Origin of the sequence: Corallococcus sp. 4LFB (assembly GCF_046520365.1) — a bacterium.
Taxonomy (GTDB): domain Bacteria; phylum Myxococcota; class Myxococcia; order Myxococcales; family Myxococcaceae; genus Corallococcus; species Corallococcus caeni.
In genome coordinates, this window is the sequence record NZ_JBKGHJ010000253.1 from 1 (window position 1) to 12,247 (window position 12,247).

9 protein-coding genes and 1 pseudogene are annotated in these 12,247 nt (G+C 68.9%); 8 read left to right on the forward strand and 2 right to left on the reverse strand.

Going from position 1 to position 12,247, the window contains the following annotated elements; genetic code table 11:
• Positions 1–445 (reverse strand): DUF4131 domain-containing protein (locus ACLEQD_RS24730; RefSeq protein ID WP_410387303.1); only part of this gene is annotated, 445 nt, incomplete at its 3' end.
• 338 nt (positions 446–783) lie between these two features.
• Here ACLEQD_RS24730 and ACLEQD_RS24735 point away from each other — a divergent pair.
• Positions 784–1,278, forward strand: coding sequence for a CarD family transcriptional regulator (locus tag ACLEQD_RS24735; protein WP_014398206.1), 495 nt, complete (start codon positions 784–786; stop codon positions 1,276–1,278).
• Positions 1,279–1,525: 247 nt separating this feature from the next.
• Here the strand turns inward: ACLEQD_RS24735 and ACLEQD_RS24740 are convergent, their stop codons facing one another.
• On the reverse strand, positions 1,526–3,169 hold the full coding sequence (locus ACLEQD_RS24740) for an FHA domain-containing protein (protein ID WP_410387305.1): 1,644 nt from the start codon (positions 3,167–3,169) through the stop codon (positions 1,526–1,528).
• A gap of 128 nt (positions 3,170–3,297) precedes the next feature.
• On the opposite strand from ACLEQD_RS24740, the gene cysS reads away from it, so the two are divergent.
• The 7 genes and pseudogenes from cysS to ACLEQD_RS24775 all read left to right on the forward strand — a co-directional run.
• Positions 3,298–4,767: a cysteine--tRNA ligase gene (gene cysS / locus ACLEQD_RS24745; RefSeq protein WP_410387307.1), complete on the forward strand. Its 1,470-nt coding sequence runs from the start codon at positions 3,298–3,300 to the stop codon at positions 4,765–4,767.
• A 43-nt stretch (positions 4,768–4,810) separates the two neighbouring features.
• Positions 4,811–6,487: a M28 family metallopeptidase gene (locus ACLEQD_RS24750; RefSeq protein WP_410387309.1), complete on the forward strand. Its 1,677-nt coding sequence runs from the start codon at positions 4,811–4,813 to the stop codon at positions 6,485–6,487.
• 79 nt (positions 6,488–6,566) lie between these two features.
• A complete protein-coding gene (uvrB, locus tag ACLEQD_RS24755) occupies positions 6,567–8,717 on the forward strand; it encodes an excinuclease ABC subunit UvrB (RefSeq protein ID WP_410387311.1) in 2,151 nt (716 codons plus the stop codon).
• Between the two features lie 8 nt (positions 8,718–8,725).
• Positions 8,726–10,666, forward strand: a complete 1,941-nt coding sequence (gene uvrC, locus ACLEQD_RS24760; RefSeq protein WP_410387313.1) for an excinuclease ABC subunit UvrC — start codon at positions 8,726–8,728, stop codon at positions 10,664–10,666.
• A gap of 138 nt (positions 10,667–10,804) precedes the next feature.
• Complete coding sequence (locus ACLEQD_RS24765; RefSeq protein ID WP_120527258.1) at positions 10,805–11,323, forward strand: DUF507 family protein; 519 nt, start codon at positions 10,805–10,807, stop codon at positions 11,321–11,323.
• A 61-nt stretch (positions 11,324–11,384) separates the two neighbouring features.
• Complete coding sequence (locus ACLEQD_RS24770) at positions 11,385–11,747, forward strand: hypothetical protein (RefSeq protein ID WP_410387314.1); 363 nt, start codon at positions 11,385–11,387, stop codon at positions 11,745–11,747.
• 11 nt (positions 11,748–11,758) lie between these two features.
• Positions 11,759–12,247, forward strand: a pseudogene (locus tag ACLEQD_RS24775) (hypothetical protein); the annotation flags it as partial.

The following is a 12,247-nucleotide window of genomic DNA, read 5'->3' on the forward strand; positions in this document are numbered from 1 at the left end:
GCCACGAAGGGGCAGGGGAGAGCGCCAGCACCCGTCCCGGCACGAACCCTCCCGTGAAGGCCACGCCCTGCCGCCGCCGCGCCGACGCGAAGTCCCGCTCGCCCGGGTTGGACGGAGGCGCGTCCGGCACGAGCCGGGCCTCCACCCGCACGCGCTGCCCGGGTTGCAATTCCAGGTTCTCACCGCGCCCGGAAAGGCTGGCACGGAAGCGGGCGGCCGCTGGCGGCTCTGGAAGGAGCCCGGCACGGGACACCATGAGCCGCAGGCGGAGGGCGCCGTCGAAGCGCTCCACTCGCTCCAGCTCTCCTTCGAGGACCGCGCTGCCCCCGTCCCTCAACGAAGGCGGCACCTCGACGCGGGCCTCGAGACTGGAAAGCCCGGCGCCCGTCAGGGCCAGCGCGCCCAGCACCGCCAGATGCGCCCCAGGCCGCAGGCCGAGCGCCATTCCGAACAGTCCCAGGCAAAGCGCGCAGAGGAGAAATACCCCGGCGGAGCTCTCTGTTCCGGTTGCCCAGAGGGCGCCGAGCAAGAGGCTCAGCGCTGGAAAGAACAACGGACGCGTACCCAGGTCGCGCCACGCATAACGAACCAACACCCACCCCCACCCACCGCCCAGTCCGTCACGCGGCGCTCACACACCGAGCGACACCGCACACAAAACCGGACACCGTAGTGCGGCTGTCATCGGGTGGTCAAGGCGATTTCGTTGCCCGTGGATGTGGTTTGTGGTAGTAGTGGCTGGCGTGAAGGCCGGGGTCGAAGCTTTCTCCAAGGAGGCATTTAGTGCAGACCAGCTTCAAGACTGGTGACAAGGCGGTTTATCCGGGCCAGGGCGTCGGTGAGGTGATGGGCATCGAGCACACCGAGGTCGCCGGGCAGCGCCAGTCGTTCTACGTGCTGCGCATCCTGGAGAACGGGATGCGGATCATGATCCCCATCAACAAGGTCGGTTCGGTCGGCCTTCGGGAGATCATCAGCGAGGAGGACGTCAAGCAGGTCTATTCCATCCTCCGCGAGAAGGACATCTCCGTCGACTCCACCACGTGGAACCGCCGGTACCGCGAGTACATGGAGAAGATCAAGACGGGTTCCGTCTTCGAGATCGCCGAGGTGCTCCGCGACCTGTACCTGCTCAAGGGCGACAAGGACCTGTCGTTCGGCGAGCGCAAGATGCTCGACACGGCCCGCTCGCTGCTGATCAAGGAGCTGTCGCTGGCCAAGGATTGTTCCGAGGAAGAGGTCGAGTCCGACCTGAAGAAGATCTTCAACCTCGCCTGAGTCCCCGCATGACGCGCGGCCCCAGGCCGCCGCGTTCGCACCTCGCGCCCCGGGTTCCCTCGATGGAATCCGGGGCGTCGTGTTTTCAGCGTCCGGCAGCCACGCCTCCCGCGGCCGAGCCCTGAAGAACGGGTCCGACAGTCGGACCAGTTGGGCAGCCCGGCCTCTCGGGCCACTCCTGAATGAACTGGTCCGACTGTCGGACCAGTTGGGCGTGACTGGCTCGGGGGCGGCGCGCCAGGGCTGATCAAGGCGCCTGAACTGCAAGCGCGGCCAGCTGTGCACGGGCCTCGGCGTTGTCGGCGTCGTACTGGAGGGCCGCGGTGAAGGCCGCGCGGGCGTCGGCGAAGCGCTGGGCCCTGGCGGCGTCCTGGCCGTTGCGCACGTACAGCCCGGCGAGCTGGCGGCGAAGCCCGGCCCCCTGCCGGCTCCAGCCGTGGGACAGCTCCTGGTCCAACCGAACGGCGACGCCGAGCGCATCGAGCGCCCGGGGACGGTCCTGCCGCGACAGGGCGGCCCGAGCGGTGGATTCGGCGACCTGGAAGCGGGTGAGTTGCTGCACCAGGGGCGTGAGGTTCGCGCGCTTCGCTTGAGCCAGGGCCCCGGTGACATCCCCGGACTCGTAGCGGGAGAGGATGTCCGCGCGCTGGCGCTCATCCGGAGACCCCGACGGTTCGGCGGAGGGAAGGGCCTTCCGCCCGGATGCGGCGACGACCTGGCTCGCACGCGGTTCGCTCGTCTTCGAGGCCCCCGTGCTCGCATGCATGCCTGGAGCACTCTCCACGGCACCGGCAGAAGCCTGTCCCGAGTGCGTCCCTCGCGCGATATCCGAAGCGCTGACGACCTTCGCGGCCCCCGTGCTCGCATGCATGCCGCGAGCGACGTCCACCGCGCTGGGCGTCGTCCCTTCACCCGCACCCGACACGGTGTGCTCGTGCATCCCACGGGCAACGTCCGTCGCGCTCAGCGCGGTGGCCTCCCCGGCGCCGACGTCCGAGGCCTTCGCGGAAGCCTCCGCCTCCACGGCACGGGCCTCCTTCGCGGGAGCCTCCGCCTCCACGGCATGGGCCTCCTTCTCGGGCGTCTCCGCCCCGGTGTCGCGAGCGTCGTTCGCGGGGGCGGCCGGAGTCGCGGGGGGCTTGCTCGGCGCGCCTTCCGCCGGGGTCCGCGAGGGAGCCCGGTCCGTCATCCGCATGGCCACCACGCTGATCAACGCAGCCACCGCGGAGCCCACCACGGCCGCCGCCACCGCCACCGCCACGCCGTTCAGCGGACGCTTCGCCGTGCGAGGCCGCAGCGGATCCAGCGACGTCCGGCTCACCGCCGGCCCGGCCCCCGAACCGCGAAGCCGCAACGTCGCATTGCCCAGGCTCAGCTCGTCTCCAGGCCGGATCTCCACCTCGCCCTTGATGCGCAGGCGGTTGACGAACGTGCCGTTCTGGCTGCCCAGGTCGCGCACGGTGAAGACGTTGCCCCGCCGGGTCAGCTGCGCATGGCGCCGGCTGATGGACGCGTGCTGGAGCCGCAGGTCCGACGTGGACGACCGGCCCAGCGTGATGGAGCCCTGGTGCAGGGGCACGAGCTGGCCCGCGCCCGGCCCGCGCTCCACGTACACGAACGCGGGCGTCACGCCCGGATCCGAGTACTCCTTCGCCCAGTCGTACCGGGGCGACAGCTCCCGGTCGGACTTCGTCCGCTCGCCCGGCCCGCGCCGCTTCACCCTCCGGGGGCCCGCCGGATACTGGGGCACGCGCTGCGGGCGCGGATCATCCGCTTGGAGGGGCGAAACCTCGTCGTCGTCGAAGGGCAGCTCCTCCGGGTCGTCCGAAGACGCCTGCTGCCCGGGAGGGCGGGGAGGACGCGGCGGACGCTTCGGATTCGGCGGAGCCATGCGGCGATTCTCCCTATCCGACGCTTCCAACGCCAAGTGCTGGCCTGTGTGGGACCCGGGATCCTAGAGTGTGTATCGCGTTGCGCAAGTGCCGCGCCCGCCCTGTTCCCAAAGGAGGACCTTCCACCGTGGCCCCCCCATCCATCCGGCTCTTCAACACGATGTCCATGCAGAAGGAGCCGCTGGAGCCGCTCGTGCCCGGCGAGGTGAAGGTCTATGTCTGTGGGCCCACGGTCTACAGCTACATCCATATCGGGAACGCGCGCACCTTCACGTCGTTCGACGTGGTGGTCCGCTACCTGCGCTACCGGGGCTTCAAGGTGACGTACGTGCGCAACTACACGGACGTCGACGACAAGATCATCAAGGCCGCGCACGAGACGGGTGAGGAGCCCGTGGCGCTGGCCTCGCGCTTCGTGGAGGCCTTCCGCGAGGACGTCCACGCGCTGCACCTGCGCGAGCCGGACGTGTCCCCGCGCGTGAGCGAGACGATCCCGGAGATCGTCGCCATCATCCAGACGCTCGTGGACAAGGGCTACGCCTACGAGGCGAAGGGCGACGTGTACTTCGCCGTCGACAAGGACGAGGACTACGCGAAGCTGTCCAAGCGCAACCTGGACGACCTGTGCCAGGGCGAGCGCGTGCAGCCCGGCGAGCTCAAGCGCCAGCCGCTGGACTTCGCGCTGTGGAAGGCGGCGAAGCCCGGGGAGCCCTCGTGGGACAGCCCCTGGGGCAAGGGCCGGCCGGGCTGGCACATCGAGTGCTCCGCGATGAGCGAGAAGTTCCTGGGCCGCACGTTCGACATCCACGGCGGGGCGTTGGACCTCATCTTCCCCCACCACGAGAACGAAATCGCCCAGAGCGAGTCCGCCACCGGCCAGACGATGGCGAAGTACTGGATGCACTGCGGCTTCCTGGACCTGGAAGGCGCGAAGATGTCCAAGTCGCTGGGCAACGTGGTGCGCCTGCGCGACGCGCTCGCCAAGGTGGACGCGGAGGCCCTGCGCTTCTTCTTCCTCTCCACGCACTACCGCCACCCGCTCACCTTCGGTGAGAAGTCGCTCCAGGACGCTGAAGGGCGCATGGAGTACTTCTACGAAACGCTGCGCAAGGTGGACGAGCGCGTGGCGGGCAAGGACTTCGGCAAGGGCCCCCTGCACGGCGACCCCGCGCGCTTCCTCACGGAGTTCGAGTCCGCCATGGACGACGACTTCAACACCGCGGGCGCGCTGGGCGCGCTGTCGGGCCTGTTCGGCCTGATGAACGAGCTCACCGACAAGCCGCCCGTGAAGGACAAGCCGCTGGTGGGCCGCACGCTCCAGGCGCTGCGCGAACAGGTGCGCGAGATGTCCCGCGTCCTGGGCGTCTTCGAGGACGACCCGGGCGCGTGGCTGCTGCGCCGCCGGGACCGGGCGGTGCGCGAGCGCGGCATCGACGTGGCGGAGGTGGAGCGGCTGCTCTCCGAGCGGACCGCCGCGCGCGCCGCGAAGGACTTCGCGAAGGCGGACGAGGTGCGCGGGGCCCTCAAGGCCCTGGGCGTGGACATCATGGACACGCCTGCTGGCACCTCCTGGAAGGTGGCGGCGCCCACCGCCTGAAAACCCGCTGGGGGCCCCGTGCGGCCATGCTACGCACGGGGCCATGAGGCTCCTCCCCGCGCTGTTCGTTTCGCTGTGCTCGGCGTCCGTCCTCGCGGCGGGCGCGCCCACCGTCACGCCGCAGGAGAAGACGGCCGAACAGGCCATCACCGCGGACCTGCTGCGCGCGCACGTGCGCTTCCTGGCGAGCGACCTCCTGGAGGGCCGCGGCCCCGGCACGCGCGGTGACGCGCTGGCGCAGGAGTACATCGCCACGCAGTTCGAGGGCCTGGGCCTCAAGCCGGGCGCGGAGGGCGGGGGCTACTTCCAGCGCTTCGACCTCATGGGCATCAACAGCCACCCCGGCCCCATGACCTTCCAGGCGAAGGCGGGCCGCGTGGAGCTCCAGCCGCGCGAGGACTTCATCGCCGTGTCCGGCGTGCAGGCCCCGGCGGCGAAGCTGGACGCGTCCGAGCTGGTGTTCGTGGGCTACGGCATCGTCGCGCCGGAGTACCAGTGGGACGACTTCAAGGGCGCGGACCTCAAGGGCAAGACGCTGGTCATCCTCAACAATGATCCGGAGGACGACCCGCGCCTCTTCGCCGGCAAGGCGCGCCTCTGGTACGGCCGCTGGGACTACAAATACGAGCAGGCGGCGAAGACGGGCGCGGCGGGCGCCATCATCATTCACACCACGCCCAGCGCGGGCTACCCGTGGCAGGTGGTGCGCACGTCGTGGACCGGCGAGCAGTTCGAGCTGCCCGCCGGGGACGCGCCGCGCCTCCAGGTGAAGGCGTGGACCACCGAGGACGCCACGAAGCAGGTGATGAAGCTCGCGGGGCAGGACCTGGACGCGCTGCGCGCCGCCGCGCGGAAGCGCGACTTCCGCCCGGTGCCGCTGGGCGTGACGCTGTCCGTGAGCCTCACCAACGAGGTGCGCCGCCGGCCCACCGCGAACGTGCTGGGCCTCCTGCCCGGCAGCGACCCCACGCTGGCGAAGCAGGTGGTGCTCTACAGCGCGCACCATGATCACCTGGGCAAGAAGGACGACGGCAAGCCCGGAGAGGACGTCATCTACAACGGCGCGCTGGACAACGCGGCGGGCGTGGCCGCGATGCTGTCCGTGGCCCGTGCCTTCACCGCGCTGCCCACGGCCCCGCGCCGCTCCATCCTCTTCGCCGCGGTGGCCGCGGAGGAGTACGGCCTGCTGGGCTCCGCGTACCTCGCGGCGCATCCGCCGGTGCTCCCGGGCCGCATCGCCGCGAACATCAACGTGGACGGCGGCAACGTGCTCGGCCGCACCCGCGACATCACCGTCATCGGCCTGGGCAAGTCCTCGCTGGACGGCTTCGTCACCGCGATGGCGAAGACGCAGGGGCGCACGGTGAAGGCGGATCAGCTCTCCGACCGCGGCTTCTTCTACCGGTCGGATCAATTCAACTTCGCGCGCCAGGGCATCCCGGCCGCCTACTTCGGCAGCGGCATGGACTTCATCGGCCGGCCGGAGGGGTGGGGCAAGGCGCAGCGCGGCCAGTGGGAGGCGAAGCACTACCACCAGCCCTCCGACGAGGTCCGCCCGGAGTGGGACCTGTCCGGCGCCGTGGAGGACACCCGGCTGTTCTTCCTGGTGGGCGCCCAGGTGGCGAAGGCCGCGGAGATGCCGGCGTGGAACAAGGGGGACGAGTTCGAGGCCGCCCGCCTGAAGTCCCTGGAGGCGCTGAAGGCCCCGCCCGCGAAGTAGGAGGGCGCCCCGTCCTTTGCCGGACGGACGTGCACGAAGGTTCAGTACACAGGCAGCGGGGATGTTAGATCTGTCCTCTATGCCGGAGTTCGAACTCGTCAGTGAGCACAAGCCGCAAGGTGACCAGCCGAGGGCCATCGGGGAGTTGACCGAGGGCCTGCTTCGCGGCGACCGCTACCAGACCCTCCTGGGCGTCACCGGCTCAGGCAAGACGTTCACGATGGCGAACCTCATCGCCAACGTGAACCGGCCCGCGCTGGTCATCGCGCACAACAAGACGCTGGCGGCGCAGCTTTACGGCGAGTTCAAGGCGCTCTTCCCGAACAACGCCGTCGAGTACTTCGTCTCGTACTACGACTACTACCAGCCCGAGGCCTACGTCCCGTCGACGGACACCTTCATCGAGAAGGACTCGTCCATCAACGACAACATCGAACGGATGCGCCACTCGGCGACGCACAGCCTGCGCACCCGCAACGACGTCATCATCGTGGCCAGCGTGTCCTGCATCTACGGCCTGGGCGCGGCGCGCAGCTACGTGGACCTGGCCATCCGCGCCACCGTGGGCGAGGACATGGGCCGCGACGGCTTCATGCGCAAGCTGGTGGAGGCCCAGTACGAGCGCAACGACCTGGACTTCCACCGCGGCACCTTCCGCGCCCGCGGCGACACCGTGGAGGTGTTCCCCGCGTACGAAGAGGAGCGCGCCGTGCGCGTCAGCTTCTTCGGCGACGAGGTGGAGCGCATCACCGAGTTCGACCCGCTGCGCGGCCAGACGCTGGGCCAGCTGGAGAAGATCGTCATCTTCCCCGCCAGCCATTACGTCGCCGGCGCGGACGCGCGCCAGAACGCCATGCGCACCATCCGCGAGGAGCTGGCCGAACAGCTCCAGAAGTTCAAGGCGGAGGGCAAGCTGCTGGAGGCGCAGCGGCTGGAGCAGCGCACCATGTTCGACCTGGAGATGATCGAACAGGTCGGCTACTGCAACGGCATCGAGAACTACTCGCGCCACTTCACCGGGCGCGCGCCGGGGGAAGCGGCCCCGTGCCTCATCGACTACTTCCCGCGCGACATGCTGGTCCTCATCGACGAGAGCCACCAGACGGTGTCCCAGATTGGCGCCATGTACCGCGGCGACCGCGCCCGCAAGGAGACGCTGGTCAACTTCGGCTTCCGCATGCCCAGCGCGCTGGACAACCGCCCGCTGAAGTTCGTGGAGTTCGAGGAGATGGTGAAGCAGGTCGTCTTCGTCTCCGCGACCCCCGCCGAGTACGAACTGCAGAAGTCCAAGGGCGTGGTGGTGGAGCAGATCATCCGCCCCACCGGCCTCACCGACCCGGAGGTGGAGACGCGCCCCGCGGGCAACCAGGTGGACGACCTGCTGGAAGAGGTCCGCGTGCGCGTGTCGCGCAACGAGCGCGTGCTGGTGACGACGCTCACCAAGCGCATGGCGGAGGACCTCACCGAGTACTACAGCGACGTGGGCGTGAAGGTGCGCTACCTGCACTCGGACATCGACGCCATCCAGCGCATGGCCATCATCCGCGACCTGCGCCGGGGCGAGTTCGACGTGCTCGTGGGCATCAACCTCTTGCGCGAGGGCCTGGACATCCCGGAGGTGTCGCTCGTGGCCATCCTGGACGCCGACAAGGAAGGCTTCCTGCGCAGCCACGTGTCGCTCATCCAGACCATTGGCCGCGCGGCGCGCAACGTGAACGGACGCGTCATCATGTATTCGGACCAGATGACCGACTCCATGAAGCGCGCCATGGAGGAGACCACCCGCCGCCGCGACATCCAGCGCGCGTACAACCTGGAGCACGGCATCACGCCGCGCTCGGTGAAGAGCAACATCACCGACTTCACGCAGAACATCCCGGACTACGACGCGGGCGCGGGCGCGCTGCCCATGGCGGCGGAAGGGGAGAACGACCTCCTGGAGCCCAAGGAGATCAAACGCCTCATCGCGGAGTTCAGCGCCGACATGCTCAAGGCCGCGGACGAGATGCAGTTCGAGAAGGCCGCCGAGTTCCGCGACCGCGTCCAGCTGCTCAAGGACATGGACCTGGGGCTCAAGCCCGCCTCGCGTTCGCTCTTGCGCGCGCCGCCCAAGGCGGTGGATCAGCCCGGCACCACCCCGAAGAAGGGGCGGGGACGCGGGCGTCCGTCGGCGTCGTCGGGTAGCGGTTCCTCGGGGGCGCCCGGCCGTTCGCGGTCGCGCAAGAACTAGGACCCGCCATGGACATCCGGCTGCAGGAGAAGCTGGACGCGCTGCCCACCGAGCCCGGCGTGTACCTGATGAAGGACAAGCGCGGGACCATCATCTACGTGGGCAAGGCCGTGAACCTGCGCAGCCGCGTGCGCAGCTACTTCAACCGCTCCGGCGACACCCGCGTCTTCGTGTCCCTGCTGGACACGATGCTGGGCGACCTGGAGACGGTGCTCGTCCACAACGAGAAGGAGGCCCTCCTTCTTGAGAACGAGCTGATCAAGAAGCACAAGCCGCGCTTCAACGTCCTGCTCAAGGACGACAAGCAGTTCATCTCCCTGCGCCTGGACCGCACCCAGCCGTTCCCCCGGCTGGAGGTGGTGCGCAAGTACGAGAAGGACGGCGCGCGCTACTTCGGCCCGTACTCCAGCGCGGGCGCCATCCGCGAAACGCTGCGCCTCATCAACCGCTTCTTCCGCCTGCGCACCTGCACGGACCACGTGCTGGCCAACCGCAAGCGGCCGTGCCTGCTGTATCAAATCGGACGGTGTCCGGCGCCGTGCGTCCACCCGGTGTCCCCGGAGGACTACCGCAAGAGCGTGGACGAAGTGGCCATGTTCCTGGAGGGCAAGGCGGGGCAGCTCATCGAGGGCTTGCGCCTGCGCATGAAGCGCGCGGCGGTGGAGCTGAAGTTCGAGGAGGCCGCGCGCGTCCGCGACCAGCTGCTCGCCATCGAGCGCAGCCTGGAGCGCCAGAAGGTGGCCACCACCGACTTCAAGGACCAGGACGTCTTCGCCCTGTATCGCGAGGGCGACCGCATCCTGTTCTACGTGCTGCACGTGCGGCAGGGCCGGCTCAACGGCGGCCAGGCCTTCCCCTTCGGCAGCCAGGAGTTCCCGGACGACGAGCTGCTCGCCTCGTTCGTGAACCTCTACTACGACCAGGGCGGCTTCGTGCCGGAGGAGGTGCTGCTGCCCCTGGAGCCCGGCGACGGCACCGACGGCCTGGAGGCCCTGCTCACGGAGCGCAAGGGCGAGCGCGTGCGCGTCTTCGTCCCCAAGCGCGGGGAGAAGCATGAGCTGGTGAACATGGCGGTGAAGAACGCGGAGCAGGCCTTCGTGGAGCGCAAGCGCACCAAGGATGAAACGGACACGGTGCTGTCACGGCTCCAGTCCAAGCTGGGCCTGCGCAACTTCCCGCGCCGCATGGAGTGCTACGACATCTCGCACTTCCAGAGCTCCTCCATCGTCGCGTCGCAGGTGGCCGTGACGGACGGCGAGACGGACAAGTCGCGCTACCGCAAGTACAAGATCAAGACGGTGGACAAGCAGGACGACTTCGCCAGCATGTACGAGGTCATCACCCGGCGGCTCAGGCGCGGCCTGGAGGACGGGGACCTGCCGGACCTGCTCGTCATCGACGGCGGCAAGGGCCAGCTCGCCAGCGCCCACGCGGCCATGAAGGACCTGGGCGTGGAGGGCGTGGACGTGGTGGGCCTGGCCAAGAGCCGGGATCAGGACGTCTTCGACCGCGACGCGGAGAGCGCGAAGAGCCCCGAGCGCGTCTTCGTGCTGGGCCGCAAGGACCCCATCGTCCTGCCCCAGAACTCGGCGGAGATGTTCATGCTCACGCGCATGCGGGATGAAGCCCACCGCTTCGCCATCACCTTCCAGGGCAAGTCCATGCGCAAGAGCGCCATGCGCTCCGCGCTGGAGGACATTCCCGGCGTGGGCGAAGGCCGGCGGAAGATGTTGCTGCGCCACTTCGGTTCTCTCAAGCGGGTGGGGGATGCCAGCATCGAGGAGCTGGCGGAGGTCGTGGGCCCGGCGATGGCCGAGCGCGTCCACGCGGGCCTGCATGGCGACCCCGAGGACGACACCGAGGACCCCGTGCGCGAGGCGTCCCTGGATGACGCTTCCGAACCCGTGCACGAAAAAGCGGATGGAGGGTCGCCACCCGGTGCGGCATGATTAAGTTCCGCTTCGGACGCCGGGGGGACTGGCCGCTGGAACCCGCGACGTTCCTAGGGTTTTTCATTGCGACCATGCTCGGCGCTGATTTATAGCGGTTGAAGATCCGAGCACGTTTGAAGAGGACGAGGGACCGACATGAGGCTGTATCCGAAGGTGATCCCGATCATCTCGCGCGAGGCCATTCAGCAGCTCATGCAGGACGGGGACATCGAGGTGGAGCCGATGCGCGTGGCCGACGCCGAGATGGATCTCTCCGCCATCATGCGCGAGTACCTCGCCAACGAAGAGCGTGTGAACCAGGCGACGCGCGAGGCCCTGGAGCGTCGGGGATATGACTACTCCAAGTTCAACCAGGTGAAGCGCGAGATGGCGGACGTGCGCGGCTTCAAGATGGGGGACGAGGGCATCGAGTACGTCATCAACCAGATGATTGAGTTCCTCCTCATCAGCCGGAACGTCGAGGAGGTCTACTCCCCCGACAACGTGCTGCGTCAGAAGATGTTCCAGGGCATGAAGAAGCACCTGGACGTCGACGACGAGATCGACAAGGAGGCCCGCTCGCGGCTGAAGCACCTGCAGGAGGGCACGAGCGCCTTCGACATCGAGTACAACAAGACGGTCGAGCAGATCCGCCGCGCCCGCGGTCTGATTTAGTCCCGGGGCGTGCCACGGCCCGCTCCGCTGCCTACCTTCAACTTCAAGGGAGGCAGCGTCGATGGCGGGTCCAATCACGAGCATCTTGCTGTCCGGGTTCCTGGCGGCGGCGCCAGGGGGCGACGGGTTCACGTTCGAGGGCCGGGAGGCCAGCGCGAGGACCGAGCAGTCGGACGGGTACTACTTCCAGGGTTCGCTGCCGTACAGTGACCTGACCGAGCGGGGCACGGGGCAGGTGTCCTTCTCCGTGCAGGACCGGGTCGGCCTGGCGAACGCGACCTTTGGCGACAAGGCGCGGCTCTCCGCGAGCCTGCGCATTGGCGGCGTGGACTACCGCGTGGAGCTCACGCAGACGGGCTTCCCGCCCAGGCAGGCCATGTCGCGGGCGCCGCCGGGCCGCTCCCTCCAGCGCCGCCGCACCTGATTGAGGGCGGCGTGCTGATGGGCACGCCCCTCTACGGTGAAACAGGCATTGGCTGGCGGGCCACGACGCGCGCGCACGCGGCGATGGCCGTCTGGGGCATTGGCAGCGTGTGGCGCAACGGGACGCTGGTGACGGACTCGGCGTTGATTCATGCGGCGGCGCTGGACGCGGGCACGTACTCGGATGACGACACGAAGCGGCTCTTGCGTGAAGCGCGGCCGGGGGACGCGGAGGTGGTGGTCGTGGCGTGGAACCTGCCGCCGCAGGTGGAGCCGCGCGGGTTCATCCAGTTCGTCTTCGACAACGTCGCCATCAACGTGGACGGGACGCGAGTGCCGTCCGTGGCGGTGGTGCCGGTGACGGGGGATCTGCCCGCGTCGCTAGCGTCGCTGACGCCGGTGGCGCCCACGGCGTTCCCGGCGGCGGTGGCCCCGGTGTCCCCGCCGCGCTTCGCTCCGGGCACGGGAGGCAGCGGGACCGCGGGAACGACGGCCGGGGCC